The sequence below is a fragment of the Acidimicrobiia bacterium genome (assembly GCA_035948415.1).
Taxonomy (GTDB): Bacteria; Actinomycetota; Acidimicrobiia; order IMCC26256; family PALSA-555; genus PALSA-555.
The window spans coordinates 14,605-32,375 of sequence record DASZJD010000004.1 but is presented as its reverse complement, the minus strand read 5'-3'; the positions used below and the strand labels follow the sequence as shown (position 1 = coordinate 32,375).

The following is a 17,771-nucleotide window of genomic DNA, read 5'->3' as shown; positions in this document are numbered from 1 at the left end:
ACGTCTATCTCGCGCGCGTCCCAGCCGGGCAGCTCCTGAACCCGGGCGCGTGGACCTTCGCGAGCGGCGACCCGCTGGCGCCGACCTGGTCGGCAGACCCCGCCCAAGCCGTCCCGCTCGAGTGGTTCAACGTGCCGGCGCTGCTCCCAGGCCTCGGCGATGGGCACGGACCCTCGGCACAGCCGTGGGTCACGCCGTACGGGTCTGGGTACCTGGCGACGTGCAAGCTCGCCGACGCGTTCAGCGATGAGGTGTCGGTGTTCACGGCGCCCACGCCCGCGGGGCCCTGGACGTACTACGGGCCGGTGGCCGGCACCGCGGCCCCGGGCCTCTCCTCGTACGGCGCCTTCACCATGTCACCCGCGACGGACCCCATCGTCGTGTACAGCACGAACCGGTCGCCCTTCAGCCGGGCGCCGTTCTCGCTCAGCATCCAGACCTACGGGCCCCACTTCGTCGCGCCGCTCCCCAACTCGCTGCCCGCGGTGCCCTAGGTCTTCGTCTCCCGCGAGCGCGGCGAGGCCTCTCCGGTCGGCGGGTCACAGGCCGCCGTCGCGAGGCCGGGCGCGGACCAACTCGCCACCCGCACGACCACCCCGTCGCCGGCCGGCCCGGGCGGTTGCGGCGCCGATCGCGCGCGACCGAAGCGGGTCGCCCGGCGTCAGCCGGTGAGACGGGCCGCGGCGACGACCGCGCAGGCAACGGGGGCCTGCGGCGTGAAGGTGAGGCTGACCGACCCGGTCCCGGGGCCGAGCCCCGGGACGGGGGGGTTGACGCCCGCGATGGACGTGGCGCCGCTCACCGACGGCGCGGCGAAGTTCGACCCCCCGCCGCCACCGCCGCCGTCGCCGATTCCGCCGGCACCGCCCCCGCCGCCGCCGACCGCGCCCCCGCCGCCGCCGCCGCCCCCGCCAGAGTTGGCGACGGGAGACCCGCCGCTGCCGCCCGTGCCGGTGGTCGTCCCCGCCTGGCCCGCCACGGCACCCGTCCCTGCGGCGCCGCCCGACGCGCCGGCCTGGCCGCCGTGACCCGGGTTCGGCCCGTTGTCGCCGGTGCCGCCGGTGCCGTCAGGGTTGTGGCCGGCGACGCCACCCCCCGCGCCTCCGCCGGCTGCGACGAGCGGGCCCGCGGCGCCGGCGCCGCCACCACCGCCGGCCACGATGACCCGATCCTGGGCGGTGCTGCCCGGTCGCGGCGGCGGCGCGATGCGACAGACCGGGACGCACCCGGTCCCGCCCGACGCCTGCCGGACGTCGGACGCCCCGCCGCCGCCGGCGCCCCCGCCGTTGAACGGGGTGGCGACGCTGCTGATCCCGCCGCTGCCGCCGCCGTTCGTGCCCCCGGCGGCGGCCGAGACGGGCGAGCTGTCGGTGATGCTCGTGCCCAGGCCGCCGACCGTGACGCCGAGCCGCTCGCCGGGCGTCACCGCGAGGTTGCCGCTCTCGAGGCCGCCGCCGCCGCCGGGCTGGAGGCTTCCCCCGATGGCGCGGAGGTCCGTGCTCCCACCGGCCGCGCCCTGGGCGACGACGCTGACCGAGCACACGCCGGTCGGGACGCTGAAGGAGCCGGACCCAGCCGCCGAGAAGTTGGTGTTGTCAGCGCCGGCGAGCGGCATGGTCGCGGATCCCGCCGCCAGCCCGAGCCCCCCGACGACCGACAGTGCTACGAGCCAACGCCGTGCCATCCCACGCCCCCCGTCCGACGACCCGCTGATCCTGGTCGGCGGGGACCGTAGGTGCGCTCGCCGCCGCGAGCAACAACCCCCTGCAGCCGATCCGCGGCGTCCCCAGCCGCTGGCTCGACGGGCGCACGGATCGCCCCGGGGGAGCGGCTCGAGGTCGAAGCCCAGGTCGCGGCGAAGTGCCGCCGTCGGCCTAGGCCGGAGGGATGTTCTGGTTGTGGCGGAACAGATTCGTCGGGTCCCACTCGCGCTTCAGGGCCTGGAGCCGGACGTACTTCTCGGGCCCGAAGGCGGCCTCGACCCGGCCGGGGCCCTCGTCGCCGATGAAGTTGAGGTACACGCGGCCGGTGGTCCACGGCTTCATGGCGCCGGCGAGGTCGCGGGTGTACGCCACGTTGCGGGGGGCGTCGTCCGGGTCCGACCACATCGACAGGTAGTGCATGTTGAACGGGGCCGTGCGCTGCCCGAAGGCGGTGGCGTCCTCGTCGACCGCGGCGACGGCGCCGCCGCCGGCGATGACGATGATCTGCGTCAGGGGAGACACGGGCTTCGTCGCCCGGGCGACGAGGGCGTCCACCGCCTCGTCCGGCAGCGCACCGAGGAAGTCGCCGGACCAGTAGTTGTACATCCCGTGCGGGTTGGCCGGATCGAGCAGCTGCTGGACGGCGACGTACGGCATGGGCTGGACCATGTCCATGCCCGGCGGGCCGAACTCGCGCAGCGGCTGGAGGACGCGCTCGCCCTCGGCCGGGTCACCCGCGTACAGCACCACGACCCCGATGACCGGCTGCCCGCGGACCGGCTCGGGCACGAACTCCTCGGGCGGGGCGGTGATGAACGCGAGGCCGCTCCCGACCTCGTCGGGGGCGCGGAGCATGAAGTCGCGCCAGAACCGGACCAGCTCGCCCCCGGCCGCCGCCGGGTGCATCAGCAGCCCGCCGAGCACGATCGGCCCCACCGGGTGCAGCTGGAAGTGGAACGTGGTCACGACGCCGAAGTTGCCGCCCCCGCCGCGCAGGCCCCAGAAGAGCTCGGGGTTCTCGCGCTCGGAGGCGCGCACGCGCCGGCTCTCGGCGGTCACGACCTCGGCTTCGATGAGGTTGTCGCACGTGAACCCGAACTTGCGCTCGAGCCAGCCGCTCCCGCTGCCCAGCGCCAGGCCGGCCACGCCCGTCGTCGACACCCGTCCGCCGGTGACCGCGAGCCCGTGCTCCTGGGTCGCGGCGTCGAGCTCGCCCCAGGTCACGCCGCCGCCGACCCGGGCCGTGCGCCGAACCGGGTCGACCTCGATCTCCTTCATCCCGCGCAGGTCGACGCAGATCCCGCCGTCGCAGACCGCGGCGCCGGTGACGCCGTGGCCGCCGCCGTAGACGCTGAGCGGCAGGCCCTGCTCCCTCGCCACCCTGACGGCGGCGGCGACGTCGTCGGCGTCGGTGCAGCGGACGATCAACGCCGGCGACCGGTCGATCATGGCGTTGAAGACCCGCCGGGCCTCGTCGTAGCCGGCGTCGCCGGCCTGGAGCAGCTCGCCTCGGAAGTCGGGCAGCCGAGCGGCGACCGACGCGACATCAACCATGCCCATCCCCTCCCTGCGACCGGTGCCCGGCGCGCCGCCGGCGGTGGTCGGCGCGCACCCTATCCCGCTGCCGGAGCCCGACGCCGGCCGGCGTCACTCGGGGTGGGCGACGGCTCCGCCGCCGAGCGTCAGCGCACGGTCGACGGTTCGGGGACCCGGTCGGGCTCCAGGACCTCCGACGCGGTGACGTCGGGCTCCATGCTGACGGTGGGGACGAGACGGTCGAGCCAGCGCGGGAACCACCAGTTGGCCCGACCGAGCAGCTCCATCGTGGCGGGCACGAGCACCGATCGCACGATCGTGGCGTCGACGAAAACCGCGGCGGCGAGGCCGAGGCCGAAGACCTTGAGGGTTCGGACCTCGCCGAGGACGAAGGCGCCGAACACGCACACCATGATCGCCGCCGCCGCGGTGATGACCCGGCCGGTCACGGCCAGGCCGTCGGCGACCGCGGTGGCGTTGTCGCCGGTGCGGCGCCACTCCTCTCGGATCCTGGACAGCAGGAAGACCTCGTAGTCCATCGAGAGGCCGAAGAGGATCGTGAACAGCATGAGCGGGATCCACGGGTCGATGGGTGCGGTCTTCCCGATCCCGATCACGGACCCGAGCCAGCCCCACTGGAAGACGGCGACGATGACGCCGTAGGCGGCGCCGATGGACAGCAGGTTCATGACCGCGGCCTTGACGGGCACCGCCAGCGATCGGAACACGGCCATGAGCAGCACGAACGACAGCGCCACGACGCCGCCGATCACCCAGAGCAGGCGGCGCGCGAACTGGGCCGAGACGTCGATCGCGGCGGCGGTGACACCACCGACGTACGCGCGCGCCGGCGTGCCTCGCAGGGCCGGCGGCACGACGCGGTCTCGAAGGTGGTTCACGAGGTCCTGGGTCCGGGTGTCCTGGGGGGAGGTCCTCGGGGTCGCGACGACGACCGCGGTGTCGCCGGCGGCGTTGAACGCCGGCGGCGAGACGGACTGGACGCCCGGGGTGGCGGCCACCCGGGCCGCGAGCTGGCGAGCCACCTGGGGGTCGGCGCCGCGCCGGTCGACGGCGATGACGAGGGGTCCGTTGACGCCGGGCCCGAACCCGTTCGCGAGCAGGTCGTAGGCCCGCCGGGTGGTCGTGCTCGTCGGGTTGTTGCCGTCGTCGGTGAAGGCGAGGTGGATCGAGAGCAGGGGCAGGGCCAGGACCACGAGCACCGCCAGCGAGGCGCCGCCCGCGATCCAGGGGCGGTGCTGGATGACGCGACTCCAGCGGTACCAGAGGGTGGCGCGACCGCCCTCCTCGCCGCGGTGGAAGAGCCTCGGCACGTGCCACTTGTCGATGGCGCGCCCCGCGTAGCCGAGCAGGGCGGGCAGCAGCGTGAGCGCGGCCGCCATGACCAGCACGACCGCGGCGATGGCGCTGAAGGCGAGGCCGTAGACGAAGGCCTGGCCGAGCAGCAGCATCCCGAGCAGCGAGATCACGACCGTGCACCCCGCGAACACCACCGCCCGGCCCGAGGTCGACAGCGCGATCGCGACCGCGTCCCGCGGCTCCTGCCCGGCGTGGAGGCCGGCTCGGTACCGCGTCACGATGAAGAGCGCGTAGTCGATGCCGACGCCGAGCCCGATCATCGCCGCCAGCTGGGTGCCGAAGGTGGGCACCACGACGCCGCGGCTGATCAGGTCGATGATGCCGATGCCGGCGCCGATGCCGAACAGCGCGGTGAGGATCGGCAGACCCATCGCGATCACCGAACCGAACGCCACCAACAGGATGACGATGGCGGCGAGGACGCCGACGAACTCGCTCGACCCGAGCTTGATCCCCTCGGCCTTGTTGATCGGCGGCCCGCCGAGCTCGACCTGGAGGCCCGGGCGGTTCGCCGCCCGTGCGGTGTCGACCACCTTCACGAGGTCGGGCTTGGCGAGGCTCGCGGTCCGGGCGTCGAACTGGATGACCGCGTACGCCGTGTGCCCGTCGAGGGCGACCTGCCCGTGCGCGGTGGGATCGAACGGGCCCCGCACCGAGACGACGCGAGGCAGGTGCACGACGCTGGCGATGACGGCCTGCATGCTCTGGCGAGTCGCCGGCGCCGCGACCGGTCCGGGGGTGTGGAAGACGATGTCGGCGGTGTCGCCGGCTCGGGTGGGGAACCGCTGGTCGAGCAGGGTCTGGGTCGTCCGCGAGTCGCCGTGCCCCTGTCCGAACTTGTCCTCGAAGTGGCCCGTGACCACGAAGGCGCCGACGGCGATGACCGCCACGAGGACGGCGAGCCAGACCCGCACCACTCGCCGGCGGTGGTCGTAGCACCACGTCGCCAGCCGCTCGAGGCGGGTCGTCGAGACCATCGACGATTGCTGCTCGCCGGGCTGTCGCATCGTCGCCCGCATCAGACGCGCCTCCTCGGGACGGAGCAACGAACTGTTCTACCTGACTGACGATGCAGGGGGTGCCCACGTATCGCGTCAACCGTGTGACGCTGGTCACACCCGCGAGCGATCGTCGTTCCCGTGTGCGGGTGATCCCGTCGAGGCAACCGCGCCGCTCGGTGCGGGCCCGTCGTCAGCTGGCCGCGGCGCGGCCGAACTCGGGCATGACGGCGTCGGCGAACAGCCGCAGCGAGGTGTGGTCGGGGTAGTCGGCACACCACGGCACGAACCCGGCGCAGCCGAGGTCGACGTAGGTGCGCAGCCGCTCGGCCACCTGCTCCGGTGTCCCGACGAGGTTGCCCGCCACCCACGAGTCAAACGGCTCGCCCCACCGTGACCCGACGCGTCCCTCGTCGGCGAGGGCGCGGATCTCGGCCTCGGTCTCGCGGACGAGCAGCTCGGGGCTCCACGTGAGCGACACCGCGTCCGGGTCCCGGCCGACGTCGGCACAGTGCTGGCGGAGCACGTCGCGCTTGTGCGCCCACTGGTCCGGACGACCACCGAAGTTGGCGCGGTCGGCGAGCCGGGCCACGACGCGGAGCGTGAGCTGCTCGCCTCCACCGCCGATCCAGATGGGCGGGTGCGGCACCTGCACCGGCTTGGGGTCGCACTGCGCGCCGTGGACGCGGTAGTAGCGGCCCTCGTACGTCGCGTCGGGCTCGCGCCACATCAGCGTCACGATCTCGACGGCCTCGCGCAGCCGCCCGATCCGCTCACGCGCGGGCGGGAACTCGTAGCCATAGGCGCGGTACTCCCCCTCGTACCAGCCGGCGCCGACGCCCCACTCGAGTCGGCCGCCGGAGATGACGTCGAGGTTGGCGGTGATCTTGGCCGTCAGCGCCGGCGGCCGGTACGACGTGCACGAGACCATCTGGCCGAGTCGGATCCGGCTCGTCGCCTCGGCCAGCGCCGCGATCGTCGTCCAGCACTCGAAGACGGACTCGTGCGCGGGACGAGGGACGTTGTGGAAGTGGTCGTAGACCCACACCGAGTCGTAGCCGAGCTCCTCGGCGAGCACGGCGGTGTCGCGGCAGGCGCGCCACTTGTCACGCGGGTCGGGGATGTCGACGAGCTCGGTCTTCCAGCCCTGGGGCGCGAACGCGCCGAAGTGGATGTCGCTCACGTGGGAACCTCCTGTCGCCCTCTGCTTACCCGTAGACTCCGCCGCCGTGCACGACGCCGGGCGGCTGGTCGACGACCTCGTCGGGCGCCTCCGCCCGGTCGAGGTCGACCTGGCCCGGGCGTGGTGGGACGCCAGCACCCGCGCCTCGGACGAGGCCAACCGCCGGAAGGCCGAGCTCGAGCTGGCCCGGCGGCAGCTCCTCGCCGATCCGGACGCCTTCGCCGCCGTGGGCGCGGCCCGCGCCGACGCCGCCGAGGACGGCGGGGACGTGCGACGCCAGCTCGACCTGCTCCATGACGCCATGCTCCCGAACCAGGTGTCGGGGGACCTCCAGCGCCAGATCGTGGAGCTCGAGACCGACGTGGAGGCCACGTTCACCTCGTTTCGGGGCGAGCTCGACGGCGAGCGCGTCGCCGACAACGCCATCCTGGACATCCTGCGCACGAGCGACGACGTGGGCCTCCGCCGGCGGGCGTGGGAGGCGTCGAAGCAGGTCGGCGCGGCGGTGGCCGATCGCGTCCGTTCGCTGGCTCGGCTCCGGAACCAGGCGGCCCGGTCGGTCGGCCAGCGGGACCACTTCGCGCTGGCGCTCAGCGTCGGCGAGATGGACGAGGCCCGGCTCTTCGCCACCCTCGACGAGGTGGACCGGCACACCGAGGCGCCGTTCCGGGCCTGGAAGGCGCAGCTCGACGACGCGCTCGCGGCTCGGTTCGGCGTCGACCGCGAGGAGCTGGCGCCGTGGCACCTCGACGATCCCTTCTTCCAGGATCCACCGGCGCGGGGCGCGGTCGAGCTCGACCCGCTGTTCGCCGCCGCCGACCTCGAGGCCCTGACCGTGCGGACCTACGACGGCCTCGGGCTCGACGTCCGGCCGGTCCTCGGCGCGAGCGATCTCTACGGCCGCGACGGCAAGAACCAGCACGCCTTCTGCATCGACATCGATCGTGAAGGCGACGTGCGCGTCCTCTGCAACGTCGAGCCGAGCGAGCGGTGGATGGACACGATGCTCCACGAGTTCGGCCACGCCGTCTTCAACCGGGGCGTCGACCGGAGCCTGCCCTGGCTGCTCCGCGACGCCGCCCACGCCCTCACCACCGAGGGCGTCGCCATGCTCTTCGGTCGGCTCGTCCGCGACCCCGAGTGGCTCGGCGGCGTGGCCCAGGTGCCGCCCGGCGAGCTCGACGGGCTGCGCCGTCGCCTGGCGGCGGCCCGCCGCGCCTCGCTCCTCGTGTTCGCCCGGTGGGTGCTCGTCGTCACCCACTTCGAGCGCCGCCTCTACGCCGACCCCGACGCCGACCTCGACGCGGCCTGGTGGCAGCTCGTGGAGCGGTACCAGGGCGTGCGCCGACCGGCGGGGCGGCGCCAGCCCGACTGGGCGGCCAAGATCCACCTCGCCGTCGTCCCCGTCTACTACCAGAACTACCTGTACGGCGAGCTGTTCGCGTCCCAGCTCGAGACCGCGCTCACCGCCCGCGCCGGCGGGTTCGTGGCGCGGCGCGAGGCCGGTCGCTTCCTCGCCGACGCCGTCTTCGCGCCGGGCGCGACCCACCGCTGGGACCGGCTCATCGAGGCCGCGACCGGCGAGCCCCTGAGCGCCGCCCACCTGGCGTCGCACCTCGCCGCGTAGCGGGCGGCCGGACGGACCCCGTCCTCGGGGACCGTACGATCGGCTCGATGGAGTTCAACCTGGCCGACCTCTGGGAGCGGGTGGTCGACACCGTCCCCGACCGGGAGGCGCTCGTCTGCGGGGCGCGGCGGCTCACCTACCGCGAGGCCGACGAGCGGATGAACCGGCTCGCGCACGCGCTCGCGGCGCGGGGTGTCGGTCCCGGTGACCACGTCGCCCTGTACCTCTACAACGGCACCGAGTACCTCGAGGCGATGCTCGCCGCCTACAAGCTGCGGGCCGTGCCCATCAACGTGAACTACCGCTACGTCGAGGAGGAGCTCCGGTACCTCCTGGCCGACAGCGAGGCGCGCGCGGTCGTGTTCCACCGCAGCTTCGCCCCCAAGCTCGCCGCGGTCCGGTCCGACGTCCCGATGCTGCGGACCTTCCTCGCCGTCGACGACGGCTCCGACGCCGACCTCGCCGGCCTCGACGCGGACGACTACGAGCGGGCCCTGGCCGACGCGTCGTCGACCCGGGACTTCGCGCCGCGCAGCGCCGACGACCTCTACATCCTCTACACCGGCGGCACCACCGGGATGCCGAAGGGCGTGATGTGGCGCCACGAGGACATCTTCTTCGGCGCCTTCGGCGGCGGCGGGCTCAGCGAGCCGATCCGCGCGCCCGAGGACATCGCGGAGCGGGCCCGCGCCGAGGGTCTGCGCTGCCTCCCCGCCTCCCCGCTCATGCACGGCACCGCGCACTGGATGGCGTTCATGACGCTCTACACGGGCGGCACCGTGGTGCTCTCACCCGACCGGTCGCTCGACGCCGCCCGGATCTGGGGGCTCGTGGCCGCCGAGCACGTGAACTTCCTGGTCATCGTCGGCGACGCCATGGCGCGACCCCTCGTCGAGGCGCTCGACTCGCTTTCGGACGACGTGGACCTGTCGGGCCTCTCGATCCTGCTGTCCGGGGGTGCGATCCTCTCCCCGCCGGTGAAGCGGGCGCTGGCCGAGCGGCTGCCGCACACCCTCCTGCTCGACGGGTTCGGGTCGTCCGAGTCCGGCGGCCAGGGCCAGCTGGCGGTCGGCGACGACGGGTCGTTCTCGGCTCAGCCGCGCTTCCGGCTCGACGACGAGACGACGGTGCTCACCGACGACTTCCGGCCCGCGCCCGTGGGCGTCGTCGGCCGCCTCGCCCGTCGGGGCCGGGTGCCGCTCGGCTACTGGCACGACCCGGTGAAGAGCCGAGCCACGTTCCCCGTCGTCGACGGGGTGCGCTGGTCCGTCCCAGGTGACGACGCCCGGGTCGAGGAGGACGGCACGATCACGATCCTCGGCCGCGGGTCGGTGTCGATCAACACCGGCGGCGAGAAGGTGTACCCCGAGGAGGTGGAAGGCGCGCTGAAGGCCCACCCGGCGGTCTTCGACGCCGTCGTCGTCGGCCTCCCCGACGACCGGTGGGGCGAGCGGGTGGTGGCGGTCGTCGAGCCCCGCGACGGGCAGCGCCCCACCCTCGACGACGTCGCCGCGCAGGCCCGTCGGCACCTCGCCGGGTACAAGCTGCCCCGCCAGCTGGTGCTCGTCGACCACGTCGAGCGCTCCCCCTCGGGCAAGCCCGACTACCGGTGGGCGAAGCGGGTGGCGCAAGCGGCGTCGTCGTAGCCCGGGCACCGGCGTGTCGCCGGGCGCCCAGCGCCACGGGCGGCTCGCCCGCGCAGCCGGCAGACTGGGGCGATGCCGCTGCTCCGCGACGCCGACCGGGCGCGGCTGTCCCCCTACCTGCGCCAGCACGCCGACAACCCGGTCGACTGGTACCCGTGGGGCGACGACGCCTTCGACGCCGCCCGCGAGCGGGACTGCCCGATCCTCCTGTCGGTCGGCTACTCGTCGTGCCACTGGTGCCACGTGATGGCCCACGAGTCGTTCGAGGACCCCGAGGTGGCCGCGGTCATGAACCGCTGGTTCGTGAGCGTGAAGGTGGACCGCGAGGAGCGGCCCGACGTCGACGCCGTGTACATGCAGGCGGTGCAGGCGATGAGCGGCAGCGGCGGCTGGCCGATGACCGTGTTCCTGGCCCCCGACGGCACCCCGTTCTTCGGCGGCACGTACTTCCCGCCGCAGAACCGGCACGGCCTGATCGGGTTCGTGCACCTCCTCGAGCGGATCGAGGAGCTCTGGCGGACGCGCCGCGACGACCTGGCCGAGCAGGGCCGCCGGCTGCGGGGGGCCATCGCCCGCAGCGCCGCCTTCGCCGCCCCGGACGGGGACGAGCCCACCGCCGAGATCCTGGACCGGGCCGCGGCGCGGTTCGCGGCGGAGTTCGACGCCCGCTTCGGCGGGTTCGGGCCGGCGCCGAAGTTCCCGCCGTCGAGCACGGTCGAGTTCCTGCTGCGCGCCCACCTCCGCGACCACGACCCGGCGACGCTCGAGATGGCGACGGTGACGCTCGACGCCATGGCCGCCGGCGGGCTCTGCGACCAGGTGGGAGGGGGCTTCCACCGGTACTCGACCGACGAGTACTGGCTCGTGCCCCACTTCGAGAAGATGCTCTACGACCAGGCCCTCCTCCTGGGCGCCTACACGCGCGGCTGGCTGGCGACGGGGCGCGACCGCTACCGCGAGGTCGCGGCGGCCGTCGTCGACTACGTCCGGCGCGACCTCGCCGCCAGCGACGGCGGGTTCTTCGCCGCCGAGGACGCGGACAGCGAGGGGGTGGAGGGCAAGTTCTACGTGTGGTCGCTCGACGAGCTGACGGCGGTGTGCGGCGACGACGCCGCCGAGGTGGTCCGGTACTTCGGCGTGACCGAGCGCGGCAACTTCGAGGACCCGCACACCGGGTTCCGCGGCAACATCCTCCACGCCGTCGACCGAGACGAGGAGCGGCCGGCGGCGGTCGTCCGCGCCCTGCCCCGCCTGCTCGAGGCGCGCGCCCGGCGGGTCCGACCCGGTCTCGACGACCAGGTGCTGCTGGGCTGGAACGCGCTGTTCCTCCGGGCGCTCACGGACGCGGCGGGGGCGTTCGACCGGCCCGACTGGCTCGACGCCGCCCGCGCCAACGCCCGGTTCCTGCTGGGCACCCTGCGCCGCGACGACGGGCGGCTCCTCCACGCCTGGCCCGGCGGCGAGACCCCGACGCCGGCGTACGCCGAGGACTACGCCGCGCTGCTCGAGGCCCTCGTCAGCCTGGCCGAGGTGGACGACGTCGCCTGGCTCGACGACGCCCGCCGCACCGCCGACGACCTCCAGGCCCGCTTCGCCGACGAGGACGGCGGCGGGTTCTTCACGACCGCCAGCGACGCCGAGGCCCTGATCGTGCGCCCGAAGGACGTCCAGGACGGCGCCACGCCGGCCGCGAGCTCGCTGGCCTGCCACGGGCTCCTGCGCCTGGCCGCCGTGACCGGCGAAGCCCGGTACGAGGCCCCGGCGCGGCGCTGGCTCCGGACCCTCGCGCCGGTGCTGGCCGAGCACCCGAGCGCGTTCGGCTACCTGCTGGCGGCGCTCGAGCGGGCGCTGGCCGCCCCGCTGGAGGTGGCGCTCGTCGGTGACGGACCGGCGCTGGCGGCGCTGCGGCGCGAGGTGCTGGGCCGGCTGGTCCCGAACGCGGTGACCCTCGCCGCGCCCGCGGGCCGGGGGGCGGACCGGTCCCCGCTGCTCGCCGACCGCCCGCTCGTCGACGGGCAGGCGACCGCGTACGTGTGCGAGCGCTACGCCTGCCGGGCGCCGGTCACGAGCCCGGCGGCGCTGCGGGCCGCGCTCGACGACGCGCTGGCCGCGGCTCGCTAGGGGTCAGCGGCGCCGGCCGAGGTCGCTGGCGAGCGCCTCGGCCATCGCCCAGCCGTAGGCGATGAGGGCCTCGCCCTTCTCGGGGCGGACCGTCCCGACCAGGTCGGCGGCGGCCTTGCCGCCGAGCTTCACGTGGCGGGCGTCGAGCACCGGCTCGGAGCTGCCGTTGGCCTTGACCTTGAAGCGGCGGTCGTCGTAGCGGCTGTCGCAGCCGAAGCGACGGGCCAGCCGGCGCCCCCACGCCCGCTCCTCGCCGTTCGGGCTGTACTTCGGGCGGGGGCAGACGTCGGCGAGCTCCAGCAGCACCGAGTACGAGGCCGGGTGGGCGACCCGCCCGGCCACGAGCACGTCCTCGTCCGGGAACGAGATCGCGGCCCGACGGTAGAGCTCCCCGACCAGCGCCTCCAGGGTGGCTCGGGCGGTCCGGCCCCGCTTCGTGGCGCCGAGCCCCCAGAGGATGCAGGGGGTGCCCCCGATGCGCTCGAGCGACCCGAACAGGAACCCGTGCAGGTCGTCGTCCTCGACGCAGAGGGCCACGAGGGGGAACTGCTCGACGTGGCTGTCGAGGGCCTGGTCGCCGATCGGGAGGCCGACCCCGTCGACAAACTGGCCGAGCTCATCGAGCTCGGCCGGCTTCAGGGACACGGAATCACGGGACTCGACGCTCATGGAGGACCCATTCTTGCCGACCGGCTCCCGGACCGGCCAGTCGACTCGCGGGCCCTCGGGGCCGTCGTCAGTAGCGGAGCTCGGCGAACACGGCGTAGTGGTCCGAGGGCTGCACCCCGTCGACGGGCGCGACGGCCTCGACCCGGGCGGCCACCACCTGCCCGGCCCCGTGGTCCCGGGGGTAGCCGACGAGCACGTAGTCGATGCGCCGGTCCGGCTCGCAGTCCAGGGCCGCGAACGGGTTGGCGTTGGACCAGGTGTGGCCGGGGCCGCCGTCGCCGGCGGCGCGCCAGGCGTCGAGGAACACGAGCTTCGGCACCGGCACCGCGGCGAGGCCGGTCAGCATCCGGACCTCGTCGGAGCCGGGCTCGGCGTTGAAGTCGCCGCAGAGCACGGGCGGGAAGGTCCGGTCGGCGCCGGTCTCGGCCACGAAGGCGCAGATCGCCCGCACCTGGTCCTGGCGGACGTCGCTCTGGTCCAGCCGCCAGTTCAGGTGCGTGACGAAGACCTCGACCGGGCCCCGCGGCCCGTCGATCTGGGCCCGGAGCACCACCCGGAGCTCGTCGAGGCCCGGCGGGGCCGGGAGCGGCCGCGCCTCGTGGGCCCGGATGGGCCAGCGGGACAGCACCGCGTTGCCGAGGCTGTGGGGGGTGAGGTCGAAGCCGACGCCGGCGGCGTGCGCGACGTGGTAGCCGCCGAGGGCGGCGGCGAGCTGCTCGGCCTGGTCCTCGCCGTCACGGCTCGCCCACACCTCCTGGAGGCAGACGACGTCGGGAGCGAGCCGCTGGAGGGTGGCGGCGATCGCCGGCTGGCGTGACTCCCACGGACCGAACCGCCACCACAGGTTCCAGCTGAGGATCGAGAGCCGGGTGTCGACGCGTGGCGGGGCCTCCCACGCGGCGCTCACGCGGGCCGACACTAACCTGCCGTCCCGCGACGCCGACCGGACCGGCCCCGCGGCGGCGCGCCGAGGAGGTGCACGTGGGCATCGAGGCCAACCTGCTCGACGGGAGCCTCTACGCCGCCGACCCGGGGCCCCTCTACCGACAGCTGCGCGACGAGGCCCCCCTGTACCGCGACGAGCGGAACGGGATCTGGGGGATCAGCCGCTACCACGACGTCGTCGAGGTCGAGAAGGATCCCGCCCGGTACACGTCGGCGCTCGGGTCGCGCCCCCGCATCGTCGGCGACGTGTCCTCGATCAACAACGACGACCCGCTCCACCAGAACAAGCGCCGGCTGGTGGCGCGCCGCTTCACCCCCCGATCGGTCAAGCAGCACGAGGACCAGGTTCGGGCCGTGGCCGCCGACCTCATCGGACGGGTCGCAGCCGCGGGGAGCTGCGAGGTGGTCCACGACCTCGCGGCCCCGCTCCCCGCCCGGGTGATCTGCGAGATGCTCGGCTTCCCGGCCGAGCTCGCCCCGCGCTGCCAGGAGTGGTCCGAGGTGACCATGCTCTCGGGCGGCACCTACCCGACGGACGGGGGCGAGCCGCAGGCGGGCGAGGCCACGATGGAGGCCGTCCTCGAGTTCGCCGCGGTCGCCCTCGAGACGCTCGAGGCCCGACGCCGCGAGCCCCGCGACGACCTGCTCTCGGTCTGGGCCCACGCCGACGTCGAGTTCCCCGACGGCAGCAGCCGTCCGCTCAACGAGGACGAGATCGTCCACGAGGCGCTCCTGCTCCTCGACGGCGGCGCCGAGACCACGCGCACCGTCATCGGCACCATGTGCCTCGAGCTGATCCGGCACCCGGACCAGCGGGCCGCGCTCGCCGCCGACCCCGGCATCCTCGCCGACACCGGGGTCGAGGAGTTCATCCGCTGGGTCACGCCCATCCTGAACATGCGGCGCACCGCCACCCACGACCACGAGCTCCACGGCGAGACCATCGGCGCCGGTGACGAGCTGCTCCTCATGTACGGGTCCGCGAACCGCGATGAGCGGGCCTTCGACGAACCGGACACCCTCGACGTGACCCGGGCCCACAACCACCACGTGGCGTTCGGGTTCGGCACCCACTTCTGCCTCGGGGCGTCGCTGGCCCGCCTCGAGATCCGGGTGATGTTCGAGGAGCTCCTGCGCCGGCTTCCGCCCCTGCGGCTGGCGCCCGGCGCCGAGCCGACGAAGGTGCCGAGCGCCTTCGCCTGCGCCTACCGTGAGATCCCGGTGGAGTTCGGCCGCTCCTGACCGCTCGATCGGCGTCGGCGAGACCGGACGGGCCTCGACGCCAAGCCCGCTCCGGTCGCTTCGCACTGCGGATCCCCATCGAGCCATCCCTGAGCGGGTGGCACCACGCCTCGCCGAGTCAACGGCCGCGCCATCCCAACCACCTCAAACGGCGCGATCCGTTCCGGCGCTCGCCAGCAGTCCGTCGCCCCACGTTCACCGCCCGTTGCCGAAGCACTCCCCCATCGGTCATCGATTTCGCCGCGTCACGACCCGAGGCGCCGAAGATCGGTGCGGATGCGCTTCGGGATCAGGCGTCGGAGAGGCTCGACGTGACTCGTCGACGCTCCCGCGTCAACCGTTCGAGCGTGGAGCCGAGAACGAGACCGGCATCCGCTTGATGCCGTGGATGAAGTTCGAGCGCAGCAGCTCGGGCTCGCCCGACACCTCGATGTCGGGCAGGCGGCGGAACAGCTCCTCGAACATGACCTTGATCTCACGCCGGGCGAGGTGCGCACCCAAGCAGAAGTGCGGTCCACCGCCACCGAAGCCGAGATGCTCGTTCGGGGTGCGGCGCACGTCGAAGCGGTACGGGTCCTCGAAGTAGCGGTCGTCGCGGTTCGCGGAGTTGTACCAGAGGACGACCTTCTGCCCCTCCCCGATCGGGGTGCCGTCGATCTCCACGTCCCGCGCCACGCAGGTGCGGCGGAAGTGGATGACGGGCGTCGCCCAGCGGATGATCTCCTCCACCGCGGTCGGCGCGACCCCCTCGAAGTCGGCGAGCCAGTGGCGCCGCTGGTCTGGGTTGTCGGTGAGCGCCAGCATCCCGTGGCTGATGGCGTTGCGGGTGGTCTCGTTGCCGGCCACGACGAGCAGCACGAAGAAGGAGCCGAACTCCTCGGGGGTCAGGCTGTGGCCGTCCACCTCGGCCTGGGAGATCGTCGTCGTGATGTCGTCGCGGGGGGCCCGGAGCCGCTCGTCCCGGAGCTCCTGCGCGTACCGCCACAGCTCCTGCGCGGCCAGGAACGCGGCGGTGATCTCCCCGCCGTACTCGGGGTCGCTGGCACCGAGCACGACGTTGGTCTTGTCGAAGACCCACTGGTAGTCGGGCTCGGGGATCCCCATCATGTCGCAGATGATCTGCAGGGGCAGCGCCGCCGCGATCTCGCTCACGAAGTCGCAGGTGCCCTTGCTCGCGATCCCGTCCACGATCGCCCGGGCCCGCTCGTGGACGCTCTCCTCGATGGCGCCGACCTGCCGGGGCGTGAAGCCGCGGTTCACGAGGAGCCGGAAGCGCGTGTGCCGGGGCGGGTCCATGTTGATCATGGAGCCGAGGAACTCGTAGACCTCGGGCGGGAAGTCCGGGATGTTCGTCCCCCGCCCGGAGATGAACACCTCGGGGTTGCGGCTGGCGTGGACGATGTCGTCGTAGCGGACCAGCGACCAGAACCCCGGGCCCTCGCCGAAGGTCAGGCCTGGGATCTCGGGCTCGGTGTGCCAGGAGACCGGTCGGTGCTCGCGCAGGACGGCGAACATCCCGGGCCAGTCGTCGCGCTCCCACAGCGCGATGTCCCCGAAGTCGATGGCGTCGACGGGCACGTCCGTGGTCGGGGTGGCCACCACGGCTTCCACTCTATTGGGGTCCGTTCGGCCGCGCCGTGCCGCCAGACCTGCGCTGGCGGCGGGCGACGCCGGTCTACGTTGCGCGCGTGGCGCAATTCCACTTCTCCCCCGACACCTACCTGAACACGATCCGCGAGGAGGTCCCGGCCTACGACGAGCTGCAGGCCGCGGTCGCCGACGCCGCCGACGGCGTCGCGGTCGACCGCATCCTCGACCTCGGGGCCGGGACCGGCGAGACCACCCGAGCCGTCCTCAGCCGGCACCCGAGCGCGGCGGTCGTCCTCCTCGACGAGAGCCCGGCGATGCTGGCCCGCGCCACCGCGCGGCTCCCCGACGACCGCGTCGAGCAGGTGATCGTCGGCGACCTGCTCGGCGCGCTGCCAACCGACCGGTTCGACCTCGTCGTCTCGGCGCTGGCCGTCCACCACCTCGCCCCGCCCGACAAGCGGACGCTGTTCGACCGGGTCCGGTCGACGCTCCGGCCGGGGGGCCGGTTCGTGCTCGGCGACGTCGTCGTCCCCGACGACCCGGCCGACGCGGTCGCCCCCCTCTCGCCCGGCTACGACCGCCCGGACCGCCTCGACGACCAGCGTCGGTGGCTCGAGGCGACCGGCTTCACGGTGTCGGTGCCGTGGCGGTGGAAGGACCTCGCGGTCCTGCGGGCGGACGCGCCGACGGGGACCGACCGATCCAGGCCGGGGCCCCGCGGCCCGGGCGGTCAGCCCTCGTAGAGGAGCAGCTGGGTACAGCGGTACGCGGCCATCGGCCGGCCGGTCGTCTCGTTGACGATCCGGGCGTCCCACACCTGGGTCGTCCGCCCCAGGTGGAGCGGGCTGCTCGCCCCGGTCACGACCTCCCCCTCGCGGGCGCTCGACAGGAAGTTGGACTTCGCCTCGACGGTCGTGAAGCTCGTGGCGCCGTCGGGCCAGTGGCGCCCCACGCCGAACGCGCAGAGCGCGTCGGCGAGCGCGACGACGACGGGGGCCCAGAGGTAGCCGGTGCCCGCGATCAGGGCGTGGGTGACCGTGAACCGTCCCTGGGGCTCGGGGCCGTCCTCGACGACGTCGATGCCGAGCAGGTCCAGGAAGTTGCGCACGTCGTAGGGCGGCGGCACCGACCCAG

General features: G+C 74.0%; 14 protein-coding genes. 6 read left to right on the top strand and 8 right to left on the bottom strand.

Annotation, left to right across the window (positions count from 1 at the left end):
- Nucleotides 1–494, top strand: a 494-nt coding sequence (locus tag VG869_00810) for a hypothetical protein (protein HEV3449720.1), incomplete at its 5' end; no start/stop codon positions are given.
- Nucleotides 495–661: 167 nt separating this feature from the next.
- Here VG869_00810 and VG869_00805 read toward each other — a convergent pair.
- The 4 genes from VG869_00805 to VG869_00790 all read right to left on the bottom strand — a co-directional run bounded on the left by VG869_00805 (nucleotide 662) and on the right by VG869_00790 (nucleotide 6,797).
- Nucleotides 662–1,684 carry a hypothetical protein gene (locus tag VG869_00805; protein HEV3449719.1) on the bottom strand — a complete coding sequence of 341 codons (1,023 nt, stop codon included), beginning with the start codon at nucleotides 1,682–1,684 and terminating at the stop codon, nucleotides 662–664.
- A 190-nt stretch (nucleotides 1,685–1,874) separates the two neighbouring features.
- Complete coding sequence (locus VG869_00800; protein ID HEV3449718.1) at nucleotides 1,875–3,257, bottom strand: FAD-binding oxidoreductase; 1,383 nt, start codon at nucleotides 3,255–3,257, stop codon at nucleotides 1,875–1,877.
- 128 nt (nucleotides 3,258–3,385) lie between these two features.
- Complete coding sequence (locus tag VG869_00795; protein HEV3449717.1) at nucleotides 3,386–5,635, bottom strand: MMPL family transporter; 2,250 nt, start codon at nucleotides 5,633–5,635, stop codon at nucleotides 3,386–3,388.
- 172 nt (nucleotides 5,636–5,807) lie between these two features.
- The gene (locus VG869_00790) at nucleotides 5,808–6,797 is read right to left on the bottom strand and encodes an LLM class F420-dependent oxidoreductase (protein HEV3449716.1); all 990 of its coding nucleotides are present in this window, start codon (nucleotides 6,795–6,797) and stop codon (nucleotides 5,808–5,810) included.
- Nucleotides 6,798–6,843: 46 nt separating this feature from the next.
- On the opposite strand from VG869_00790, the gene VG869_00785 reads away from it, so the two are divergent.
- From VG869_00785 to VG869_00775, 3 genes are all read left to right on the top strand, one after another.
- Complete coding sequence (locus VG869_00785; protein HEV3449715.1) at nucleotides 6,844–8,424, top strand: M2 family metallopeptidase; 1,581 nt, start codon at nucleotides 6,844–6,846, stop codon at nucleotides 8,422–8,424.
- A gap of 47 nt (nucleotides 8,425–8,471) precedes the next feature.
- Nucleotides 8,472–10,070 (top strand): acyl-CoA synthetase, encoded by a 1,599-nt coding sequence (locus VG869_00780; protein ID HEV3449714.1) that lies wholly within the window; start codon nucleotides 8,472–8,474, stop codon nucleotides 10,068–10,070.
- A 72-nt stretch (nucleotides 10,071–10,142) separates the two neighbouring features.
- Nucleotides 10,143–12,191 carry a thioredoxin domain-containing protein gene (locus VG869_00775; protein ID HEV3449713.1) on the top strand — a complete coding sequence of 683 codons (2,049 nt, stop codon included), beginning with the start codon at nucleotides 10,143–10,145 and terminating at the stop codon, nucleotides 12,189–12,191.
- Between the two features lie 3 nt (nucleotides 12,192–12,194).
- Here the strand turns inward: VG869_00775 and VG869_00770 are convergent, their stop codons facing one another.
- Nucleotides 12,195–12,860 (bottom strand): hypothetical protein, encoded by a 666-nt coding sequence (locus VG869_00770; GenBank protein ID HEV3449712.1) that lies wholly within the window; start codon nucleotides 12,858–12,860, stop codon nucleotides 12,195–12,197.
- 67 nt (nucleotides 12,861–12,927) lie between these two features.
- On the bottom strand, nucleotides 12,928–13,767 hold the full coding sequence (locus VG869_00765) for an endonuclease/exonuclease/phosphatase family protein (GenBank protein HEV3449711.1): 840 nt from the start codon (nucleotides 13,765–13,767) through the stop codon (nucleotides 12,928–12,930).
- A 74-nt stretch (nucleotides 13,768–13,841) separates the two neighbouring features.
- Here VG869_00765 and VG869_00760 point away from each other — a divergent pair, with 74 nt between their 5' ends.
- Nucleotides 13,842–15,047, top strand: coding sequence for a cytochrome P450 (locus VG869_00760; GenBank protein ID HEV3449710.1), 1,206 nt, complete (start codon nucleotides 13,842–13,844; stop codon nucleotides 15,045–15,047).
- 333 nt (nucleotides 15,048–15,380) lie between these two features.
- On the opposite strand, the gene VG869_00755 is transcribed toward VG869_00760, so the two are convergent.
- Nucleotides 15,381–16,646, bottom strand: coding sequence for a cytochrome P450 (locus VG869_00755; GenBank protein HEV3449709.1), 1,266 nt, complete (start codon nucleotides 16,644–16,646; stop codon nucleotides 15,381–15,383).
- A gap of 89 nt (nucleotides 16,647–16,735) precedes the next feature.
- Between VG869_00755 and VG869_00750 the strand changes: the two genes are divergently transcribed.
- On the top strand, nucleotides 16,736–17,380 hold the full coding sequence (locus VG869_00750) for a class I SAM-dependent methyltransferase (protein ID HEV3449708.1): 645 nt from the start codon (nucleotides 16,736–16,738) through the stop codon (nucleotides 17,378–17,380).
- On the opposite strand, the gene VG869_00745 is transcribed toward VG869_00750, so the two are convergent.
- Complete coding sequence (locus VG869_00745) at nucleotides 17,368–17,763, bottom strand: PaaI family thioesterase (protein HEV3449707.1); 396 nt, start codon at nucleotides 17,761–17,763, stop codon at nucleotides 17,368–17,370. The genes VG869_00750 and VG869_00745 overlap by 13 nt on opposite strands.
- Nucleotides 17,764–17,771 lie beyond the last annotated feature (8 nt).

Coding starts and splice junctions, on each gene's coding strand:
- VG869_00805 (HEV3449719.1), bottom strand. CDS start 1,684: ATGGCACGGCGTTGGCTCGTAGCACTGTCGGTCGTCGGGGGGCTCGGG.
- VG869_00795 (HEV3449717.1), bottom strand. CDS start 5,635: ATGCGGGCGACGATGCGACAGCCCGGCGAGCAGCAATCGTCGATGGTC.
- VG869_00770 (HEV3449712.1), bottom strand. CDS start 12,860: ATGAGCGTCGAGTCCCGTGATTCCGTGTCCCTGAAGCCGGCCGAGCTC.
- VG869_00800 (HEV3449718.1), bottom strand. CDS start 3,257: ATGGTTGATGTCGCGTCGGTCGCCGCTCGGCTGCCCGACTTCCGAGGC.
- VG869_00775 (HEV3449713.1), top strand. CDS start 10,143: ATGCCGCTGCTCCGCGACGCCGACCGGGCGCGGCTGTCCCCCTACCTG.
- VG869_00780 (HEV3449714.1), top strand. CDS start 8,472: ATGGAGTTCAACCTGGCCGACCTCTGGGAGCGGGTGGTCGACACCGTC.